Below are 20,730 nucleotides of genomic sequence, written 5' to 3'. Positions count from 1 at the left end.
CCCGCCATTCCGCCCGTGAGCGGCACCCGCGAGCCGCCCGATCAGACGAGGCGCGAGAGGAAGGCACCCAGAGCGGCGTCGTACTCCGAGGGGTTCTCCATGTTGGGCGTGTGCCCGCTCGCGGGGACCACCACGAGCTCACCGTGGCGCAGCAGCTCGCTCATGACCTGGCCCGCGCCGTTGTCGAACGCGTCCGAGTCCCCCACGATCACGAGCGCGGGCTTCTCCCACGCGCGCAGCGTCTCGGTGAAATCGTTGCGTTCGGCGCGCCCGCGCATGGCCGCGGTGGAGCCCTCGAGCGGGGCGGTCCGGATCATCTCACGCACGCGCTCGGCGACCTCCGGCAGCCGCTCCACGTTCTCCTCCGCGATCATCTTGGACAGCACGTTCTGCGCGTAGGTCTCCATGCCGTCCCGCACGATCCCGTCCGCCGCCACATGACGACGACGCCGCCCCGCCGCGTCCTCGGACGTGGGCACCGTGTCGTTGATGATCAGCGCGCTCACCCGTTCGGGGTACGACGCGGCGATCTGCATGGCCACCTGACCGGACATCGAGAAGCCCAACAGGATCACGGTCTCCAGGCCGAGCTCGTCCAGCAGCGCCACGATGTCCGCGGCGAACTCCTCGGTGTACACGATCCCCTCGGTGACCTGGGACTCGCCGAACCCGCGCAGGTCCGGGGCGATCACGCGCCAACCCTGCTCCGCGAGAGTCGTGACCTGCCCGTCCCACATGGAGCGGTCGTACGCGTGGCCGTGCAGCAGCACGATGGACTCGCCCCGGCCCTCGTCCGTGTAGGCCAGCTCGGTGTCATTGACGTGGGCGGTGTGCGTGGTGAATGTCGATCGGCTCATGGGGCCATGATGTCAGGTGGGGTGGCCCGGGAGCGGGTGATGCCAGGGGTGCAGTCCACGCACCGCCCGCACGACACGGCCCGCACACGACGACGACGCCCACCCCCGGGAAGAGAGCGAGCGGCGTCGTACCGGGAGCTCAGATCTCCGCGTACCGCACCACCGCGCGGCTCGCGAGACCGGCGATCAGCGTGACGACCACGAGGCCGAGCGGGATGCCCCACCGTCCGAGCTCGCTCGCAAGGTCCAACCACAAGTCCGGCCAGGCTACGATCGCGGCGAGCAGACCCAGTGCCACGAGCACCACGGCCACGATCGAGATCACGGTCCAGATCACCCCGGCCGCGCGGTAGATCCCGCCGAAACTCATGCCCGCGAAGAGGCTCATGAGACTCAGCAGGAACAATGTCACGGCCACGATCAGGGGGTTGCCGTCACCCAGGGCGTGAATGGTGAGGAAACTGATCCCCAGCCCGAACCCGGTCGCGGCCTCCGCGGCCAGGATCACGAGACCCACGGCTGCGACCACCAGGGGCGTGATCATGAAACCCATGGCCGCGCCCGCCCAGAAGTTCCGGCGGGTGCTGCCGAACGCGAGCGCGCCGGCGAAACCCCGGTTGGCGGTCAGCGCGCCGTGGGAGATCAGGAAGCCCGGGAGGGCCCAGAACACGGCCAGGTTGGCTTGGAATCCGTCCTGGACAGGCCGCGGTAGGGGCAGAACGGTGCGGATGCCGATGATCAGCCCGATCACGACCGTGAGGATCGCGACCAGGATCAGGATGGCCGGGGCCACCACGAAGGAGTTGAGTCGGTTGGTCAGGTACAGCGCGAGGTTCCGGCGGGCGTACTGCATCACACACTCATTTCTGCGTCGTCGGTGCCGCGCATGCCCCGCGCGGCCACGAGTTCCTGCAAGGTGACGGGTTCCACCGAGACATTGGCGGCGTCCGCGCGGCGCCGGTCCTCAGCGGTCGCGGTGCCGTCCACGGTGACGGAGAGGATGTTGCCGAGTCGGTACTCGCGCAGGACCCTGCGAGCGCCCACGACGTCCCGGACCACGGGTTCGAGTCCGCGCAGCACGAACGCGCTGTCCTGGGCGTCGTCGATGTCCGCGTCCACCGTGACCCGGCCGTCCTCGATCATGACCACGTTCTCAAGCAGGTCGGACACCTCGTCGATCAGGTGCGTGGAGAGGATCACGGTGCGCGGGTGTTCGGCCATGGCGCGGGCGAACTCCTCGTAGAACAGGGCGCGGTGCCCGGGGTCGAGCCCCAGGTACGGCTCGTCCCTGAAGGTGTACGGCGCCCGCGCGGCCAGCGAGATGACGATCGCCAGCGCGCTGCGCTGCCCGCGGGAGAGCTTGGTGGTGCGCGTGCTCATCGGCAGCTTGAACCGGGGCGCCAGGCGCTCGGCCAGGTCGGTGTCCCACGCGGGGTAGAACGTGGGCAGGATGCGCAGCAGGGAGGCCGGGGTGTCGTCGTCGTGGAACTTCTGGTCTTCGTGGACGAAGCACGTGCGTTCGAGCAACCGCGCGTTCTCCCGCGGATCCTCACCGTCGATCAGCACCTCACCGGAGTTGCGGAACGTGTGATTGAGGATCACGGACATCAGCGTGGTCTTACCCACGCCGTTGGCCCCGAGCAGCCCGTGCACCCGATCGGGCGCGAAATCCACGGTGATGTCCCGCAGCACGTGCTTCTTGCCGAAGGACTTGTTCAGGTTCCTGATCCGGATCCCCTGCCCCGGCGCGCTCTCGCGGTGATCCGTGTGTCGTACGGGAGAACTCATGGCGAGACCTTTCTGATGAGTGCGACCATGTCGTCGAGTGTGAGTCCGAGCCTCCGGGCCTCGGCCACGGCGGGTTGGATGAAGTCTTCATGGAACGCCTCCCGGCGCTGCGCTCGCAGGATGTCCGGGCCATCCGCGGCCACGAACGTCCCGATCCCACGACGCCGCTCCAGGACTCCCTGATCCACCAAGCGTCCCAGCGCTTTCCCCGCCGTCGCGGGGTTGATGCGGTAGAACGCGGCGAGTTCGTTGGTGGATGGCACCGCGGAATCCACCGGGTAGTTGCCCTGGAGGATGTCGTCCGCGATCTGATCGGCCAGGACCATGAAGATCGGGCGACCGTCTTGTTTGGGTGTCATGGAGAACTTCCAGCTCCTTGGTTCATTACTTTACTAATGAACCACACAACCGGCGAGGCGGTCAAGGGTTCACGGATCGGATCAGGACGAGAACGACGACGCCGCCCGCCCCCGGGAGGGGGCGAGCGGCGTCGAGCGACCGGCCGGGGTCAGCCCGGGCGCACCGCGGCCCACCAGATGAGCAGCATGGTCACCAGGAAACCGGTGAGGTAGTTCAACCACAGGAAGGTCTTCCACCCCGCGTTGGCCCGCCCGGAATCGGTGTCCGTGACACCGCTGAAGCGCAGCACGTTGAGCAGGTACGGCACCGCGAGCAGTGCGGCGAGCTGGCCTGGCCACTCGGTGAACACCATGAGCCCGCCCGCCAGGGCGTACAGCAGCGCGGCCACCCACACGGTGGGCCGGGCCCCGAGCACCGTGGCCACGGACGCGAGTCCGCCCTCCCGGTCCGGGACCACGTCCTGGACCGCGCCGAACATCTGGGAGGCCATGCCCCACAGGAAGAACCCGATGAGCAGCGCCCACAGTCCCGGTGTGAACGTGGCGCCCGCCAGCGTCAGGCCGTAGACCGCGGGCGAGACGAAGTGGGTGGCACTCGTCATCGCGTCCACGAACGGGCGTTCCTTGAACCGCAGCCCGGCCCACGAGTACGCCACCACGGCGAACAGCGAGACCGCGAGCACCGCGATGGACACCCAGTTGCCCGTGGCCACCGCGTACCCCAGGAGCACCAGGACGAAGGGCACCGGGACCAGGCACGAGGCCAGCAACACGGGGCGTTGCGCGGCACGGTCCACCACGGCACCCTCCACCCCGCCCTTGCGGGGATTGCGCAGATCGGACTCGTAGTCGAAGACGTCGTTGATGCCGTACATGGCCAGGTTGTAGGGCACCAGGAAGAACACCGTGCCGAGCACCACGAGCCACCACGGGATGCCCCTGGTCAGCAGCACCGCCGCGGTGAACGGGTACGCGGTGTTCACCCAGCTCAGGGGGCGCGAGGCCCAGAAGAGCTTACTCAGCACGGACTCCCCTTTCCTCAGCCCCCGGCGTTCGGGCACCGCGAGCGCCGCGTCCGTCGTGCGCCCCGCGTCCGTCGCCGGCACGACGTTCTTCACGGGCACCGCGTTCTTGGCGGGCACCACCGAGCAACAACCACAGCGCCGGCAGCAGGAGCACCCCCGCGAACGGGTACGCGAAGTCCTCGAGCGGGGCCAGTCCGATCTGCGCGCCGGAGATGTTGTGCTCCGTGTAAGTCATGATCCCGGCGGCGATCATGAGGTTGTCGAAGATCGCGGTGAGCACCCCGAGCAGCACGAAGGACGCCACCAGGGATCCCCAGAACAGCCCCCGCGGCCGCCGCACGAGCACGGCCACAAGCAGCACCACTGCCGAGATGCCCAAGAAGATGAAGTTCACGCTCCAGTACGTCACGCTCCGTGACCTCCTCGCAGTTCGGACGACGACGCCGCGGTGCCCCGCCGGTCGCGCAGCCACCGCCACAGCACGGGTGCCCCGAGCACGTAGATCATGGTCTGGTAGCACAGGAATGCCAGGAAGAAGACCTCTTCGAGGGGCAGTTCGGGGGCCACCAAGATCCCCAGGGTCAGCGAGTTCTCGCCGTGCCAGAACAGCCCGTTGACGATCCCCACAACGTCCCACGCGAGGAAGAACAGGACCCCCACGACGAGCACGAGCCACGCCCGCAGTTTGTACCCCGACCAGAAGTAGAGGTTCCACCGCCGGTCGATCAGCGCGTAGCACCCCAGGAACACGAGCAGCATGAGCAAATACATCAGGACACCCCGCTGTCCTCGCGGATGGCGTCCCACACCACCTGGGATGAGATCAAGCACATGGGCACGCCGATCCCCGGGCGCACCGAGGACCCCGCGTAGAACAGGCCCCGAATCCCGGGATCGGTCACGCCGGGGCGCAGCATCGCGGACTGGCCGAGCGTGTGACCGGGGCCCAGGAGGGAACCGCGCCACGCGTTGAACTGGGCGACGAAGTCCCCCGGCCCGTACGTGCGCCGCACCACGACCCGGGACTCGAGATCCGGGATCTTCGCCCAGCGGGCCAGTTGCGCCACGGCCGCGTCCGCGACCCGCTCGACCTGTTCCGAACCCGGTTCGTGGCGTTCCGGCGTGCTGATCCCGCCGCGACCCCACTCGGGGACGGCCGGTGCGGGCACCAGGATGAAGAGGTTCTCGTCCCCCTCGGGCGCAGTAGCGGGGTCCGTGGCCGACGTCATGGACACGTAGATCGAGGTCTCCTCCGCGAGCTCCCGCCCGGTACCGATGCGCGCGAAGTTGTCGTCCCAGTCCGCCGTGAACAGCAGGTTGTGGTGGGCCAATTGCGGCAATTTCCCCCGCACGCCCAGGCACACGAGCACCCCGGACGGCCCCGGGTCCCGGCGCTTCCACCGCGATTCCGGGGCCCGGTACCGCTCGGGCAGCAACCTGGTCTGGATGTGGTGCAGATCCGTGGCACCCACCACGAGATCGGCGGGCACGGTGGTCTCCGCACCGTCGGCCGCCGTCCGCGGCGCATTCGAGGCCGATGACGTCGCACGGTAACGTACGCCGCGCACGGAGCCGGCCGAGCGACGTCGTGAACGGGCGGCAGCCACCTGGGAACGCACGGAGCGCGGTGCCCGCTCGACGTCGATCCCCGTGACGGTCGCCCCGGTCACGATCTCGACCCCGGCCGCGCGCACCAGCTCGGCCATCGCGTCCACGAGCGCGCTGAACCCACCCACGGGGTACTGCACTCCGTCCGTGAGATCGAGGTGACTCATGAGGTGGTACATGGCCGGAGCACTCGAGGGCGAGGCGCCCAGGAACACCGCGGGGTACCCCAGGATCTGGCGTTCCCGCGGATCGGTGAACCGCTGGTCGATGTAGCCCTTCATGGACCGGGTCAGCAGTGTGCCGAGCCGCGGGAGGTTCTTGAGCACCTGCGGGGTCATGAGCTCACGGGGGTGCGCGAAATCCGTGTAGAGAAAGTACTTCTTGGCGAGCTCGTAGACTTCCGCGCCGGAGTCCAGGTACATGCGCAGCGCACGGGAGGATCCCGGGTCCAGTTGCTCGAACAGTTCCTCCGCGTGCCCGCTGACCACGTCCGTCGGTGGCTCGTCCAGGTGCTCCTCGAAGAACGTGCGGTAGCCCGGGCTCAGGGTGCGCAGGTCCAGTTCTGCTGCGGCGCTGGAGCCCATGAGCCGGAACCACCGGTCGATGACCTCCGGCATGAGGTACCAACTGGGGCCGGTGTCGAACGAGAAGCCCTCCGCGGACCACCGCCCGGAGCGCCCACCCAGGATGTCCTGTTGTTCCAGAAGGGTCACGCGGTGCCCGTCCTGGGCGAGCAGCCCCGCCGTGGCCAGGCCCGCGAAACCGCCGCCGATCACCACCGTCCGTGTCATCGTGTCACCACCGAATCCGAGAGGGAGCGCGCCGCGATCCGCAGTTTCACCGCGGTGGGCACGCTGATGCGTTGTCTGGTCAGTTCCCGCGCGGGGACGCGTTCGATCCGCCGGGACAGTTCCGCGAACAGTCCGTGCGCAATCAGGACTGCCCGGCGAGCGCGCCGGTCCAGGGCCAGGATCCCGGGCATCGCGGCGTCGAGATCCGCATTGAGGTCCGCGAGCAGCTGCGCCTTCTGGGTCTCGTCCAAGTGGGCGGGGTCCGCGCCCGGGAAATACGTGCGACCGAGCTGGTCGTGGTCCGCCCCGAGGTCACGCAGGAAATTCACCTTCTGGAAGGCCGCTCCCAGCCGACGGGCCGTGGCCCGCAGCATGTCCCGCTGCTCAGGGGTGTCCGCCCGTGTGCCGGGCATGTCCATGAACACCTCGAGGCACATGAGTCCCACGACCTCCGCGGAACCGTAGATGTACGACTCGAGCGACGCGCCGTCGTGCTCGGCCACGTCCAGGTCGGCGCGCATGGACGCGAAGAACGGTTCGGTCAGCTCCCGCCCGAAACCGTGACGGCGGGCGACGTCCGCGAAGCCGTGGATCACCAGGTCCGTGGCGAATCCCGTGGCCAGGGCCGAGTTCACAGCCGCTTCGTACCCGTCCAGGGCGGTGCGCACGCGGGCGGCTTCGAGGCCCGCGGCGCCCGCGGTGCCGTCCACGACCTCATCCGCGACGCGTACAAGCGCGTAGATCCCCGCAATGTCCCGGCGCACGGCGGGCGGCAGAGTGCGGCACGCCAGCGAGAAGGATGTGGAGTACCGGCCGATGACCGACCCGGAGGCCGCGAGGGCCGTGGCGGTATACAGGCGAAGCGACGAGAGGGGCGGCGCGTCCGAATCCGGCATGGGGGTCCTCACTACGAGTGTCTGTTCAGGACGTGGTGGCACAGCGCGACGAGCTGATCGCGCTGCGCCGCGGGCAGGGGCAGTTCGTCCAGGGTGGTCCGGGCGCGGTCCACGAGATCCGTGGCCAGTTCCACGGCCACGTCCTTGGCGCCGGAGGCCGTGAGCGCTTCCCGCGCGTGATGCACCGTGGTGCGTTCCGCCGCGAGGTCCCTGAGGACCCGGCGGACCGTGGGTACCCCCATCCCGTGGGCGGTGAGCACGGTGGCCTTGCCCGAACGTAGATCCGCGTCCACCGATTTGCCGGTCAGTCCCGGGTCACCGAACGTCCCCAGGACGTCGTCCACCACCTGGTACCCCACGCCCAGCATGGCGCCGGCCTGGGCCAGCCGCTCCGCGACGTCCGCGGGAGCACCCGCGAGCAGTGCGCCGGCCCGCAGCGGGGCCTCGAACGAATACGTGGCGGTCTTGAGCCGCTCCATGTCCAGGATGTCCTGCACCCCGGGGTGCTCGGCGCCGAAGCGATGCAGGGACAACAGCACGTCATCCAGCTCCCCGGCCGCGGAGGCGGTCACGGCGTCGAACACCACGTCCGCCACGGCGCGACACCGCGCGAGGTCCGATGCGCACGTGGTCGCGAGCCGCAGTGCCCCCGCCAACAACAGGTCCCCCGCGAGGATCGCCGCCGAGGCCCCCGCGTGTTCCGCTTCGTGCTCGGGTGCGCCGGCGCGGGCCGCGTCACGGCGGAACAGCTCTCCCACCGTGGGCATGCCCCGGCGCAGCCAGTCGCGGTCCACCACGTCGTCGTGGACCAGCAGGGCCGCGTGCAGCATCTCGAACGACGCCGCCAGGCGCACGCACTCGGGGTTCGGCACCTCTGTCTCCCGGTCGCCCGCCGTGTGGTTCCCGTCTCCGGCCGCATCGCGCACACCCGGCGTCTCCTCGGCATCCCCGGCGTCCGGCGCGACGAGCAGGTCAGGCGCGCTCGATCCATCCCCCGCGCCCCCGGCGAAGGAGGACCACGCGATCCAAGTCAGTCGCGGCCGGATGAGCTTGCCGCCCACCATGTGCTCGCGCACCCGCTCCCACAGCACCCCGAAACCCGGGCTCGTGGGAACTCGATTCGCGGGGGCCGCGAAGAACGCGTCCAGCTCTTCCCCCACGGCGGTGCGGAAACGGCACCAGGCGGCGTCGTCGGCGGGGGCGACACTCGGGGAGGCCCCAGGATCGGCAACGGACGGGATCCCGGGAGCCGCTCGGTGGGATTCACGGGACCGGGCGGTGCGTACGCGTTCGGTCATGACCCACCCGCCCCGGGATCGTCCTGGGACGCCTGGTCCGCGCGCCCGCGCAAGTCTTCCAAGTACTCCTCCAGACGGGACTCGGTACCTCTCAGAAACCGGAGGACGGCCTCACGCCCGGGCTCATCCAGGGCGTCGAGCTCGTCCTCGACCATCCCGATTACCGGCACGACGTGCTCCCGGGTCCGCTCCCTGGACGAGGTCACCGCGCGCACAGTCATCCGGCGTCGATCCCCCTCCACGGGCTCCCGGACCACGTGACCCGCGCGCACCAGTCGGTCCACCACCGCGGTCGCGGAGGCCGTCGTGATGTGCAGTGCGTGAGCCAGTTCCGTGGGCCCCATGGAATGGACTATGAGCATGGCCATGGCCGCGTAATCGGTTCCCTTGAGCCCCAAGATGCGGCGGATCTCGTACGCGATCTCCGCGTTGAGCACGACCACCCGGCGCAGCGCACGCGACTGCGGGCTCACCGGCCCGTACCACGTTGCACTGCTCTCCATCGCGTCCCTCGCGTTGTGGATAACTAGACAATCTAGTAAACATTATGCTGCACGTGCGGGGGACGTGTCCAACCATGTCACGCGGGTGGAAAACGTTGTCCGCACCTGCCTTGTAGCAGTCATCGGCCGAGAACGCCCTGTCCTCAGCGGGTGATGGACGCGCCCCGTAGTGTCACATCAGACTGCGCAGGGCCCGTAGGACCGCCCCGCCGTAACCACCGTCGAACCTGATCGCATGCACCAGCAGCGGCGGCAACTGGTACCACGGCACCCGGTCGTGCCAGCCGTCCGCGAGGGGGTAGGCGTCGTCGTACGCCGCGAAGCATTCCCGCCCGAAACCGCCGAAGAGCTGCATCATGGCCAGGTCGTACTCGCGGTGTCCGTAGAACGAGGACGGATCGATGAGCCAGTTCGTCCCGTTGCGATCGACCACGCGGTTGCCTGCCCACAGGTCACCGTGCAGCAGGCTCGGGGGCTCGGGAGGGCCCGCGAGTTCGTCCGCTCGCGGCGCCACGCGCGCCAGCAGGTCCGACGCCGCGGGGTCCAGGTGTCCCGCGTCGATCGCCGCGCGCAGTAACGGCTCGATGCGGCGGTGCAACAGGAAGTCGGCCCAGTCGTCCGTGGGCGTGAGATCCACCGGGAACGAGCCGATGCGTTCCGGCAGCTCCGCCGAGAGCCACCCGACGTGCGGGGCTCGCGCGCGGTGGATGGCCGCGAGACCGGCCCCCATGCTGCGTTCCGTGGCACGGTCCTGCCGTCCGGGACCCTCGTCGATCCACTCGAGCACCAGGGCCTCATCGCCCACGTGATGCACCCTGGGCACCCGCACCTCGGCGGGGGCGACGGCGCGCAGCTCCTCGAGTCCCGCCGCCTCCAACGCCAACACGCCCGCCGGGGCACCCGGCATGGTCTTGGCGAACAGGGGCCCGTCCGGGGTCTCGAGCCAGTATGCGTGGGCGGTGTCCCCGCCGCTCAGGGGACGGGCATCGCTCACACGCAGGTCCGCGACGATCTCACCGGGAAGCTCATCGATGGTGGCCATGCGTCTTGTCTACACCATGCCGCACAGCGCACCACCCCGCGCCCACCCGCTGCCCCGAGCGCATCCCCCGCCCGACACCTAGCTCCGCCTCACCCCCCCCTCTGCTTTTACTGAGCTAAAGCAGTTTTGAGGCACCCCCAGGTGCTTTTACTCCACTAGGCATCACGTGACGCGACACGGATCGCCGATCCCTGCAGGGTGAACACCCTCTGGCACAATAACGTCGTTGCAAATGCACCGACATGATGCCGGGTGCTTCCTCCGAGACCCGGGACCGCGATGCCTGCCGAGACCATTCACCATCCTGCCCGCCGCCGGTGGGCCGCCGGTCCGAGGGCCCGTGCGAGCACCGTCGTCCTGGCGAGCTTGTTCGCCCTGACCGCGTGCGGCGGCGCCGCAGAGTCCGCGCCCACCCCGGACGACTCGGTGGCCACGGTGGAACGCGTGGTGGACGGGGACACCCTGGACGCCACGATCGCGGGGAAGTCCACGCGGGTGCGGCTGCTGAACATCAATACCCCGGAGGTCGCGCGGGACGGTCAGCCCGGCGAGTGCCTCGCGGACGAGGCCACGGCCAAGCTTGAGGACCTCCTGCCCAAGGGAACCACGATCCACCTGGACTACGACGTGGAACGCACGGACCGCTACGGGCGCACCCTCGCCCGAGTGACCCGCGACGACGACGGGTTGAACGTCAACCAGGCACTCGTCAAGGCGGGCCTGGCAACACCCATGACCGTGGGCGCCAACAGCACGTACCGGCGAGAGATGGACAGCGCGTACAACGTGGCCCAGGCCATGCAGGTCGGTTTCTTCGACCCGAAGCAGGACTGCGCGCCGCCGGGGGAATCCGCATCCCCCGGCACCACAACTTCGAGCACCGCGAGCCCGAGCGCGACGCCGAGTCCCACCCCGTCCTCCACACCCACTCCCACGCCGACGCTCGAGGCGCCTCCCGCGGTCGTGGAGGACGAGGTCGCCGTGGGCGATCCGGCACCCCAACCCAATCCCGCTCCGCAACCGAGCTACAACTACGACCCCGCCCCCGCGCAGCCCGCGGCACCTCAGCTACCGGCCGCGCCCCGGGTACCTGCTGCCCCGCAGCTGCCGGCGGCACCCCACGTGCCCCCGGCTCCCGAGAGTGATGGCGGCTATCCCGGTTACACCGGCCCCCGGTGCTACGAACCGGGAGGCAAGGTCTGGCACCCGTGCTGAGTCGCTGATGACACGCCAAGGCGCGCCCAACCGGTCGGTTGACCGGGTGGGCGTCCCTGCTTTTCGCCGCGCTTTCGTCACGCGACCGGCGAGCCGCCGGATGCACGGCGGCCCGAACTCAGGGTTCCTGCGTGGACGACGTCGCTCCCGGCAGGTCCCAGGGTTCGTGACGACCGGGGTTGGCGGTCGCGCTGCGCAAGGGGGACGGCGTCGTCGTCGGAGCGGGTGCCTGCGAGGACGCGGACCCGCCCGCGGCCGGCGCCATGGTGAACGACTGCACGACCGGGAGGATCTCCTGCCGGAACCGGCCCCCGGACAGGAACTCCCGGGTCTCCGCGTCCATGTCCACGGCATCGTTGCGGCCGCCCTCGTGCGTGCCCTCGAACGAGACCGTGGTGCCGTCACCCCGCGGGACGAACCCGAAGGTGTCCCCAGCCTCCGCGGCGGGCGTGATGCCGTAGACGACCGCCATGTTCACACCCGGGGCCTGCCCCGGGAACGGGCCGGCGGCGATCCGCAACGGAGTGCCATGTGCATCGCGCGCCCCGGGGAAAGTCCCCAGCGTGGTCTCGTGCGGGGGGATCGCGGGGCTCGCGATGCCGGCGTCGGGCCGCAGCGACAGCATCAGGACCTTCTCGTGGCGGGCATCCCGGACGTCCCTCGTACCGTACTCGGGATGGAGGTCGCGGAGGGAGCCACGGTCCAGTTCGTCGGGTATCGGAAACTCGTGGTCCCGCCCGGGGTCGTGAACGTCTGGGTGAGTGCCCCGGCCGTCACCGCCGCCTCGCTCGCGGTGGGCGTGGCGGTGACGGAGGGCGACGGCGTCACACTGTCCTGCTCCGAGGCTTCCGCGGTCGACGGCGCGACGGCTATCGAGCGCAAGAGCCAGTTCTCGGGTCCCAACTCGGGCATCTTCATGTCCTGCACGTCGTGGGGCAGGATGACCACGGCAGGGCCCAGGTGCCCCCGTGCGGTCCATTCCGCCCGCTTGGGAAGACGAGCGCGGCGGGAGGCCGGCGGTTCCGTCATCGTTCGTGGGCCTCGTCACGGGGCTGTGCTACGCTTACTCGTAACAAAGGATCATGAGTCCCGGTGCGAAGCTCTGGCTAGCCGGGCGGCAACCCTCCAGCTGTAGTGGGGTGCCCCAGATGAGGATCCGGCCGCCGCGCAACCGCGTGGTCGGCAAGTACGGCGCTCGGAGCTCGTCCTCCGGCGTCCTAAGGCCGGAGGATTTTTTATATGCCCGCACCCCTCGCAGCGTCAGAACCCGCGCCCGTGACTGGCCCGCCCACGGGGACGTCCTGGCTGGTCCGGCGCCCGCGCCGCTCCACGCTCGTCTCGTTCGAAGTGTTCCCGCCGCGGCCCACCGCGGACCCGGACACTGTGTGGCGCAACATCGACGCCATGGCCCAGGCCGGGCCGGATTTCTTCTCCGTCACCCACGGTCACGCCGGCCATCACGGCGTCTCCCGCGAGGCGCTGCGCCACCTGCGCCGCACGACCAAGACCCCGGTCATGGCGCACTTCACGTGCGGTGGCACGGACCGCGCGGGTCTCGAGCGCGCCGTGGACCAGTTGCTGGACGACGGCGTTCGCGACCTCCTCGCGCTGCGCGGCGACCCGCCCCTGGGTACCGGGGAATGGCGGACCCCCGCGGGTGGCCTGGGCCGGGCCTCCCAACTGGTGGAGCTGATCCGGGACGTCGAACGACGTCGCTTCGGCACCGGGTTCCGCCCGGGTCAGCGACCGCTGTCCGTGTCGGTGGCGTGCTACCCGTCCCCCGCGCGAGGCCGCGACTTCGAGGCGGATCTCGCGTCCCTGTGGGACAAGCAGGAGGCCGGTGCGGACTACGCGATCACGCAGGTGCTCTACGAACCCGAGGACTACGCCACGTTCCTGGAACGCGCGCGCTCGGAGGGCATCCACATCCCCGTGGTCGCCGGGCTCATGCCGCTGAGCAACCCGCAACGGTTGCAGCGCATGACCGAGATCACCGGGGTCCGGGTCCCGGAACGCCTCACCCGGTTCCTGCGCGCCGACACTCCTGAGAAACTGCGCCACCGAGGGGTCGCGGCCACCCTGTCCCTGATCGACGACCTCATGGATCTGGGCTGCGCCGGTTTCCACCTGTACACGTTCAACCGCCCCGAGGCGGCGCTGACCATCCTGGAGCACCTGCGGGTCCGGGATGCCGCACGCGAATACCGAGGCCGCAGCCCCGCGGCCTGACCGCCGCACCAGCCCCGACCGACCCGTGAACCGATCGTGTTGGCTTCGACCGCCACATCCGGGCAGGCCGAAAATCGTTCGTAGCGGCACCACCCACGCTGACGTTCCCCTTACCCCGCCGCGCCGGAGCACACCCGTTGCCGCGGCTCATCACACCCCCTAACCGCCATACCCCACACCAGCTCCGAGGAGTTCCCATGAGCACCCAGCCCGTCCCGTTCCCCGCCGCCACGATCCTGGGCTACCCCCGCATCGGCCCCGACCGCGAGCTCAAGCGCGCACTCGAGTCCTATTGGAAGGACCCGCAACAGCACCCCGCCACCACCGTGCTGGACACCCTCGCCCGGTTGCGTGAGCGCACCGCCACGCGATTGTCCGAACTCGGCCTCACCGCGGATCACGCTGTGCCGTCCGAGGGGTTCGCGGTGGACCACGTCCTGGACACGTCCCTGGCGCTGGGCGCGGTTCCCGCGCGGTTCATCGCGGACGGCTACGAGCCCGCCGCCCCGGACACGCCCCGCGGGATCGAGCTGATCACGGCGTTGTCCCGCGGCACCGATCGGTTGGAGCCGCTCGAGATGACCAAGTGGTTCGACACCAACTACCACTACTACGTACCCGAGATCGGCCCGGACACCCCGTTGCGTGCGAACCCCGAGAGTCTCGTGTCCCGCTACCGGACCACCCTCGGGACCACCGGGATCACCACCCGCCCGGTCCTCGTGGGCCCCGTGAGCCTGCTCTTGCTCTCACGCCCCGAGACCACCGATGCCGTCGCAAGTCACCCCCTGCAGCGCCTCGACGACGTCGTGGCCGAATACGCCGCGATCCTGCGAGCCCTGGCTGAGGCCGGCGTCGAATGGGTGCAACTCGACGAGCCGGCCCTCGCCGCGGACGGGTGGAGCGTGGAACGCACCGAACTCGTGGCCGCCCTCGAGAGCGCCTACACCCAACTTTCGAACGAGCAACAGCGCCCCGCGATCCTCGTGACCGTGGGCTACGGCGATGCCGGCGAGGACGCCCAGCTCGCCCTGGCCCACACGAACGTCGACGCCCTGGCCATCGACCTCGACCGCGGGGACGTCCCCGGCAAGAAGGCACTCGAGGCATGGGGCGAACGCCCCGTCGTGGGCGGCGTCGTGGGCGGACGCACCGTGTGGCGCACCGACCTCGCGCGCGCCGTCGAGACCCTGGACCGGCTGCGCGCCGCGGCCCGCGGGCCGGTGGCCGTGGGCACCGCGACGCCGCTGCTGCACGTCCCGCACGACGTCGCCCGCGAGACCGCACTGGATCCGGACGTCACCAGCTGGGTCGCGTTCGCGGACCAGAAGGTGACCGAGGTGGTCGGGCTCGCGCGCGGCGTCGAGCACGGCTGGGATGCCATCCGGGACACCCTGGACGAGGACGCCACGATCCGCGCGGCCCGCGCCGAGCACCCGGCAACTCACAAGGCCGAGATCCGCGAGCGCACCGCCGCGGTGCAGGACGCGGACCGCCAGCGCGCGGACGCCGAACAGCGCCGCGCTGCCCAGCGCGAACGTCTGCGCTTGCCCGTGCTGCCCACCACGACCATCGGATCCTTCCCGCAGACGCCGCAGATCCGCAAGACCCGGGCGGACCACCGCGCGGGGCGGATCACGGAGGCCGAGTACACGGACGCGATCCGCGCGGAGATCGCCCACACGGTGCGCGTCCAGGAGGAACTGGGGCTCGACGTCCTGGTGCACGGCGAACCCGAGCGCAACGACATGGTGCAGTACTTCGCGGAGGGCCTGGACGGTTTCGTGACCACGCAGCACGGCTGGGTGCAGTCCTACGGATCGCGCTGCACGCGCCCGTCGATCCTGTTCGGGGACGTCTCGCGCCCCGCGCCGATCACGGTGGACTGGACCTCGTACGCCGCGTCCCTGACCGAGCGCCCCGTCAAGGGCATGTTGACCGGGCCGGTCACGATCCTCGCGTGGTCCTTCGTGCGCGACGACGCTCCGGCCGCCGAGGTCGCCGACCAGGTCGCACTCGCCCTGCGGGACGAGATCGCGGATCTCGAGCGCGCGGGAACGCCCGTGATCCAGGTGGACGAGCCCGCGCTGCGCGAGCTGCTGCCCCTGCGGGCGGCCGAGCGCCCGGCGTACCTCGAGTGGTCCGTGGGGGCGTTCCGCCTGGCCACGGGCGGGGCGGCCGCGGACACCCAGATCCACACCCACCTGTGCTATTCGGAGTTCGAGACCGTCCTGGACGCGATCGACGCCCTGGACGCGGACGTCACCACGCTCGAGGCGTCCCGCTCCGGTTCGGGCATCGTGACCGGGCTCGCGGCATCCGACTTCCCTCGGGACGTGGGTCCCGGCGTGTGGGACATCCACTCGCCCCGGGTCCCCACGTTCGAGGAGGTCGCGGGGCGCATCCGCCACGCGGCGCACGAGATCGGCGCCGAGCGCGTGTGGGTTAACCCCGACTGCGGGTTGAAGACCCGCGGCTGGCCCGAGACCGAGGCCGCACTGGACCGGCTGGTCGCCGCGGCGGTCACCGTGCGCGCGGAACTCTCCGCCGACGACGCCGCTCGGACGGCCGGCGCGCCCGCAGGTGCACCGGCGAACGTGGACCCGAACGACGCGACGACCGTGTCCGGGAGCGTCACTGTCGCCGCGTCGTCGACCCCTGCCGCGGATACTCCGGCGCAGCGCTGATTCACCCGTAGGGAACGTCCACCCGGTGGCCGCCGCCGCGCGGCCACCGGGTGCGCCGAGGAAGGAAGAAGACCATGACCGCAGCCACCCCCGCACCGCTGGGCACACCCATCGTCCGGCCCATCCACCACAGTGCCGCGTACGCGTTCGAGACCCTGGCCGACGCCCGTGAGGTCTTCGCCCAGCGCGCGAGCGGTTTCACGTACGCCCGCACGGGTAATCCGAACGTCGCGGCGCTCGAGGCCGAGGTCGCGCGGCTGGAGGGAGGGGAATGCGCGGTCGCGACGTCGTCGGGACAAGCCGCGGTGAGCCTCGCTTTGCTCACGTTGACCGGGCCCGCGAAGGACGCGCACGTCGTCGTCTCCTCGCGGATCTACGGCGGGACGGTGGACCTGCTCACGGACACCCTCGCGGACACGGGCCTGGAGGTCACGTTCGCGGATCCCCGCGAACCGCAGCAGTGGGAGGATGCCCTGCGCCCCGGCACGCGCGTGTTCTTCCTCGAATCCGTGGCCAATCCGCTCACGGAACTGCCCGAACTCGAGGCGATCGCGGAGATCGCGCACCGCAACGGTGTGGTCGTGATCGTGGACAACACCGTGGCCACGCCGCACCTCTACACTCCCGGGCGCCACGGTGCGGACCTCGTGGTGCACTCGGCCACCAAGTACCTCTCGGGACACGGCGGGCCCCTGGGCGGTGTGCTCGTGGACACCGGGTCCTTCGACCCCACCGAGGACCCCGAACGGTGGCCGTGGCTGACCCGCAAGCACCACCGCTGGGGGGACCGTTCCCCCGTGGAGGTCTTCGGTGCCCGGCGTGCGCTGCTGGGTGTGGCCCGGTGCAAGTACCTCAACGACCTGGGCCCGTGCATGGGCGCGACCACGGCCCACGAGATCCTGCAGGGCATCACGACCCTGGGTGTGCGCGTGGAACGCCAGTCCGCCACGGCGGAGCGACTCGCCCTCACCCTGGCCGAGCATCCCGCGGTGGAGCGTGTCCACCACCCCCGCTTCGGGGATCCGCGACAGCAACAGCTGCGGGAGACCGGAGGCTACCGCGGGGTGGGCGGCGTGTTCTCGATCGACCTCAAGGGAACCCCGGAACAGGTCGAGCATGCCGTGAACTCGCTGCGTCTGATCAAACTCGCGGCCAACATCGGTGACGTCCGTACCCTCGTGGCGCACCCCGCGAGCATGACCCACTGCCGCCTCACGCCCGAGCAGTTCCGCGCGAGCGGGATCACCGAGCGGACCCTGCGCGTGAGCGTGGGGCTCGAGGACGAAGCCGATCTCACGGCCGATCTCTTCCAAGCCCTGTCGGTCATCGCCCCGGCGCACGCACCGCAGCCCCGCTCGGCGTCGACCACCGCGGCCCACTGAGCTGCCCGCACCCCCCGAAGGAGACCACCCCATGATCCGCACCGACACCCGCCTGCCCGGACTCGCCACGCGCGCCATCCACGACGGCCAACAGCCCGACCCGACCACCGGCGCCGTGGTCCCGCCCATTTACCAGACCTCCACGTTCGTCCAGGACGGCGTGAACCAGTTCCGCACCGGGGGCCACGAATACAGCCGCGGTTCCAATCCCACACGCAACGGTTTCGAGGAACAGCTCGCCTCCCTCGAGCAGGGCACCCGGGCCTTCGCGTTCGCCTCCGGCATGGCCGCGGAGGACGCCTTGTTGCGCGCGGTCCTTGCCCCGGGGGATCACATCGTGCTCGCCTCGGACGTCTACGGCGGCACGTTCCGCCTCGTGGACCAGGTGCTGTCCAAGTGGGGTATCGAGCACGGCTTCGTGCCGTCCGCCTCCGCGTCCGACGCCGCGGAGACCGTCCTCCCCGGACGCACCAAGGTCCTGTGGCTCGAGACGCCGTCCAACCCGTTGTTGCGCGTCGCGGACATCGCCGCGTGGGCGCAGGTGGCCGACGACGCCGACGCCCTCCTCGTCGTGGACAACACCTTCGCGTCCCCCGCCCTGCAGAACCCGCTCGTGCTCGGCGCCCACGTGGTCGTGCATTCCACGACCAAGTACATCGGCGGGCACTCGGACGTGCTCGGCGGTGCCGTGGTCGTGGGTGACACCGAGTGGCGGGGTCAGCCGCTGTCCGAGCTCATCGGGTTCCAGCAGTTCGCCGGGGGCGCGGTGGCCGGCCCGTTCGACTCGTTCCTCGCGGCCCGGGGGTTGAAGACCCTCCCGCTGCGCATGGAACGGCACTGCTCGAATGCGCTGGAGGTGGCCCGCTTCCTGCGCTCACGCTCCGACGTCCTGGAGGTCAACTACCCCGGTCTCGAGGAACACCCGCAGCACGAGCTGGCTGCACAAACCCTCACCGGCGGATTCGGCGGCATCATCTCATTCCGGCCCGCCGGGGGCATCGAGGCCGCCCACGCGTTCGTGCGCGAAACTGAGCTCTACAACCTCTCGGTGAGCCTGGGGGGTGTAGAGTCCCTCGCGTGCGTGCCCCATAGCATGACCCACGGTTCCCGGGTGGGCACCCCGTACGAGGTTCCCGAGGATCTGGTGCGCCTGTCCGTGGGGATCGAGGACATCGAGGATCACCTGGCGGACCTGGACCGGGCGCTCGGCGCAGCCAGGTGAACCGGTCCTGACCCGGAAGAGGGACGCGTCGACCCCGACCTGGGACAGGGGACCGTCGATCTTGGCCCGGGCAGGTGGCCCCCGAGAATGCAGCCGTCGGCCACCTGCCCGGTGCAACTGACCGAAACGACCTGCGCGGGCCGCCCCAGAGGCAGACGCGCGGGATCCTCGGAGTCAGTCCCCGCGCAGCCCCGCGATACTCAGCTTTTTCATCTCCAGCATGCGTTACCCGCGTTGATGAGGACCACGTGGTAGTCCCCGATCCGCAGATCCGCGGTGAGCAGTTCGCCGGCGAACGTCTGCTGGAAATCGGGCACCCCCTCCGACGGATACCGGGACGAACCGGCGAGCATGCAGTCCGGCAGGGCGTTCCGGTAGAACGCGACTGCTTCCTCCGCGGTGCCCTGGCACCACACGTGCGGGATGATCTTTTCTGCATGGGATCCCACCTCGGGGTCGGTGATCGGTGCGGGGTCGCTCCGGGCGGGGGAGCGCGAAGCGTCACTTACCCCGCAGGATGCGGTGCCAGTAGATCCAAGGAAGGCCCCAGCGGTCGAAGAGGAACGTGGACCTGCGTTCCTTCCGCGGGTCGAACACCTTGCTGCTGGGCTTGGGGGTGCCGTCCGCGGTGAACTCCGCCAGCACCAGCGTGCGGCGGGAGACGGTGAACGGACTCACGGTGTACCCGGAGTACCGGGCAGTGGCGGGCTGCCCGCGCATCGCGGACAGGACGTTCTGCGCGACGACCGGTGTCTGCTTCCGCAGCGCACCACCGGAACTGGAGCCCGGGGTGGCCGCGATGTCCCCGAGTGCCCAGACGTTCTCGTACTGACGATGACGCAGCGTCCCGGGATCCACGTCCACGAACCCGCGCGCTCCCTCGGTGGAAAGGCCGCAATCCACCACCCAGTCCGGGGCGATGTGCGGGGGCGTGAGGTGCAGGAAGTCGTACGAGATGTCCTCCGTGGCACCGTCGGATTCGATCGTGATCGCGCTCGTCCTCAAGTCCACCGACCGGACACGGGTACGCGTGCGTAGCTCGATCCCGTAATCGTCGACCGCCCGTTGTAGTTCATCGTCCACGACGGGGACGCCGAAGATCGTGTCTTCCGGGACGGTGAGGACCACCCGCATGTCGTCCAGGAAACCGCGGCTGCGCCACAGATCGCACGCCATGTAGAGAATCTTCTGGGCGGCCCCCGCACACGGGCACGTGGTGTCGGGCATCGTGAACACAGCGGTCCCCGAGGTGGCGCCGTCCACGAGTCGCCACGTCTTCGGGGCGAGATCGAACAGATAGTTAGTGGACGCGTTCTCGGACAGGACGGCCTCAGCCGATCCCGGGATGAAGTCCCAGTCGGGACGCGAGCCGGCGGCGAGCACGAGCTGGTCGTAGCCGATCGTCGCGCCGCTGCCCAGGGTCACCGTGGAGAGTTCGGGATGGACCCGTGTCACGACGTCGCGCACCCAGGTGGATCCCTCCGGCATGACTTTGCTTTGCTCCCGCCGTGCATCGCCCAGGGTCGCCAGGCCGGCTCCCACGTAGGACAAGAGCGGGCGGTAGAAATGCTCCGAGCGGGGCTCAACGATCACGACGTCGCTCTCGCCCTTGCGATTCAGGCGCGAGGCCAGGGCGATCCCGCCATTGCCACCGCCCACCACGACGACGCGCGCTCGGTTCGGAGGCTTCACAGCTGCTTCAACGACCATAGCCCCAGACACTACAGCGTTCCGGCGTGTTAAATGGTGGGAGGCCGCGCCCCTAAGGGGGTGCGGCCTCGACCACTTCTTTCTTTCATGTTAATCCCGGCGGTGTCTTACTCTCCCA

At 69.9% G+C, this 20,730-nt stretch carries 21 protein-coding genes and 1 riboswitch; of the genes, 5 read left to right on the top strand and 16 right to left on the bottom strand.

Annotated features, from left to right (window positions below):
• Nucleotides 1-41 precede the first annotated feature (41 nt).
• From IE157_RS10750 to IE157_RS10695, 12 genes are all read right to left on the bottom strand, one after another.
• Nucleotides 42-857, bottom strand: a complete 816-nt coding sequence (locus IE157_RS10750; protein ID WP_193519958.1) for an alpha/beta fold hydrolase — start codon at nt 855-857, stop codon at nt 42-44.
• Nucleotides 858-996: 139 nt separating this feature from the next.
• Nucleotides 997-1,710 (bottom strand): hypothetical protein, encoded by a 714-nt coding sequence (locus IE157_RS10745; RefSeq protein ID WP_193519957.1) that lies wholly within the window; start codon nt 1,708-1,710, stop codon nt 997-999.
• Nucleotides 1,710-2,645 carry an ATP-binding cassette domain-containing protein gene (locus IE157_RS10740; RefSeq protein ID WP_318281442.1) on the bottom strand — a complete coding sequence of 312 codons (936 nt, stop codon included), beginning with the start codon at nt 2,643-2,645 and terminating at the stop codon, nt 1,710-1,712. Before IE157_RS10740 ends, IE157_RS10745 begins: the two co-directional genes overlap by 1 nt.
• Nucleotides 2,642-3,004, bottom strand: coding sequence for a GntR family transcriptional regulator (locus tag IE157_RS10735; RefSeq protein ID WP_098053664.1), 363 nt, complete (start codon nt 3,002-3,004; stop codon nt 2,642-2,644). Before IE157_RS10735 ends, IE157_RS10740 begins: the two co-directional genes overlap by 4 nt.
• A gap of 149 nt (nt 3,005-3,153) precedes the next feature.
• Nucleotides 3,154-4,029 (bottom strand): prenyltransferase, encoded by an 876-nt coding sequence (locus IE157_RS10730; RefSeq protein WP_193519956.1) that lies wholly within the window; start codon nt 4,027-4,029, stop codon nt 3,154-3,156.
• Nucleotides 4,019-4,438: a lycopene cyclase domain-containing protein gene (locus IE157_RS10725; RefSeq protein ID WP_193519955.1), complete on the bottom strand. Its 420-nt coding sequence runs from the start codon at nt 4,436-4,438 to the stop codon at nt 4,019-4,021. The genes IE157_RS10730 and IE157_RS10725 overlap by 11 nt, the downstream gene beginning before the upstream one ends.
• Nucleotides 4,435-4,800, bottom strand: a complete 366-nt coding sequence (locus tag IE157_RS10720; protein WP_193519954.1) for a lycopene cyclase domain-containing protein — start codon at nt 4,798-4,800, stop codon at nt 4,435-4,437. The genes IE157_RS10725 and IE157_RS10720 overlap by 4 nt, the downstream gene beginning before the upstream one ends.
• On the bottom strand, nt 4,800-6,428 hold the full coding sequence (gene crtI / locus IE157_RS10715; RefSeq protein WP_035964988.1) for a phytoene desaturase family protein: 1,629 nt from the start codon (nt 6,426-6,428) through the stop codon (nt 4,800-4,802). Before crtI ends, IE157_RS10720 begins: the two co-directional genes overlap by 1 nt.
• Nucleotides 6,425-7,324 (bottom strand): phytoene/squalene synthase family protein, encoded by a 900-nt coding sequence (locus IE157_RS10710; protein WP_098053666.1) that lies wholly within the window; start codon nt 7,322-7,324, stop codon nt 6,425-6,427. Before IE157_RS10710 ends, crtI begins: the two co-directional genes overlap by 4 nt.
• An 11-nt stretch (nt 7,325-7,335) precedes the next feature.
• Complete coding sequence (locus IE157_RS10705; RefSeq protein WP_318281441.1) at nt 7,336-8,622, bottom strand: polyprenyl synthetase family protein; 1,287 nt, start codon at nt 8,620-8,622, stop codon at nt 7,336-7,338.
• Nucleotides 8,619-9,125, bottom strand: coding sequence for a MarR family winged helix-turn-helix transcriptional regulator (locus IE157_RS10700; protein ID WP_085106588.1), 507 nt, complete (start codon nt 9,123-9,125; stop codon nt 8,619-8,621). Before IE157_RS10700 ends, IE157_RS10705 begins: the two co-directional genes overlap by 4 nt.
• Before the next feature lie 172 nt (nt 9,126-9,297).
• Nucleotides 9,298-10,167 carry a fructosamine kinase family protein gene (locus IE157_RS10695; protein WP_193519953.1) on the bottom strand — a complete coding sequence of 290 codons (870 nt, stop codon included), beginning with the start codon at nt 10,165-10,167 and terminating at the stop codon, nt 9,298-9,300.
• A 366-nt stretch (nt 10,168-10,533) separates the two neighbouring features.
• On the opposite strand from IE157_RS10695, the gene IE157_RS12965 reads away from it, so the two are divergent.
• Complete coding sequence (locus tag IE157_RS12965; RefSeq protein WP_318281440.1) at nt 10,534-11,382, top strand: thermonuclease family protein; 849 nt, start codon at nt 10,534-10,536, stop codon at nt 11,380-11,382.
• 118 nt (nt 11,383-11,500) lie between these two features.
• Here the strand turns inward: IE157_RS12965 and IE157_RS10685 are convergent, their stop codons facing one another.
• Together IE157_RS10685 and IE157_RS10680 are read right to left on the bottom strand one after the other, a co-directional pair.
• The gene (locus tag IE157_RS10685) at nt 11,501-12,007 is read right to left on the bottom strand and encodes a hypothetical protein (RefSeq protein WP_193519952.1); all 507 of its coding nucleotides are present in this window, start codon (nt 12,005-12,007) and stop codon (nt 11,501-11,503) included.
• The gene (locus IE157_RS10680; RefSeq protein WP_193519951.1) at nt 12,007-12,411 is read right to left on the bottom strand and encodes a hypothetical protein; all 405 of its coding nucleotides are present in this window, start codon (nt 12,409-12,411) and stop codon (nt 12,007-12,009) included. The genes IE157_RS10685 and IE157_RS10680 overlap by 1 nt, the downstream gene beginning before the upstream one ends.
• Before the next feature lie 49 nt (nt 12,412-12,460).
• Nucleotides 12,461-12,577: riboswitch (SAM riboswitch) on the top strand.
• A gap of 80 nt (nt 12,578-12,657) precedes the next feature.
• Here IE157_RS10680 and IE157_RS10675 point away from each other — a divergent pair.
• The 4 genes from IE157_RS10675 to IE157_RS10660 all read left to right on the top strand — a co-directional run bounded on the left by IE157_RS10675 (nt 12,658) and on the right by IE157_RS10660 (nt 18,902).
• On the top strand, nt 12,658-13,611 hold the full coding sequence (locus IE157_RS10675; protein WP_318281439.1) for a methylenetetrahydrofolate reductase: 954 nt from the start codon (nt 12,658-12,660) through the stop codon (nt 13,609-13,611).
• 197 nt (nt 13,612-13,808) lie between these two features.
• The gene (metE, locus tag IE157_RS10670; protein WP_193519949.1) at nt 13,809-16,298 is read left to right on the top strand and encodes a 5-methyltetrahydropteroyltriglutamate--homocysteine S-methyltransferase; all 2,490 of its coding nucleotides are present in this window, start codon (nt 13,809-13,811) and stop codon (nt 16,296-16,298) included.
• A gap of 74 nt (nt 16,299-16,372) precedes the next feature.
• Entirely contained in the window at nt 16,373-17,680 is a 1,308-nt protein-coding gene (locus tag IE157_RS10665; RefSeq protein ID WP_193519948.1) for an aminotransferase class I/II-fold pyridoxal phosphate-dependent enzyme, read from the top strand.
• A gap of 31 nt (nt 17,681-17,711) precedes the next feature.
• Complete coding sequence (locus tag IE157_RS10660; protein ID WP_193519947.1) at nt 17,712-18,902, top strand: cystathionine gamma-synthase; 1,191 nt, start codon at nt 17,712-17,714, stop codon at nt 18,900-18,902.
• 209 nt (nt 18,903-19,111) lie between these two features.
• Here IE157_RS10660 and IE157_RS10655 read toward each other — a convergent pair whose 3' ends face one another.
• Both IE157_RS10655 and IE157_RS10650 read right to left on the bottom strand, forming a co-directional pair.
• Nucleotides 19,112-19,351, bottom strand: coding sequence for a VOC family protein (locus tag IE157_RS10655; protein WP_064845656.1), 240 nt, complete (start codon nt 19,349-19,351; stop codon nt 19,112-19,114).
• A gap of 52 nt (nt 19,352-19,403) precedes the next feature.
• The gene (locus IE157_RS10650) at nt 19,404-20,594 is read right to left on the bottom strand and encodes an NAD(P)/FAD-dependent oxidoreductase (protein WP_193519946.1); all 1,191 of its coding nucleotides are present in this window, start codon (nt 20,592-20,594) and stop codon (nt 19,404-19,406) included.
• Between the last annotated feature and the right edge of the window lie 136 nt (nt 20,595-20,730).

This window comes from Kocuria marina (assembly GCA_014652975.1).
Lineage (GTDB): Bacteria > Actinomycetota > Actinomycetes > Actinomycetales > Micrococcaceae > Kocuria > Kocuria marina.
The sequence above is the reverse complement of the archived record's forward strand: the minus strand, read 5'-3'. Positions and strand labels throughout refer to the sequence as shown.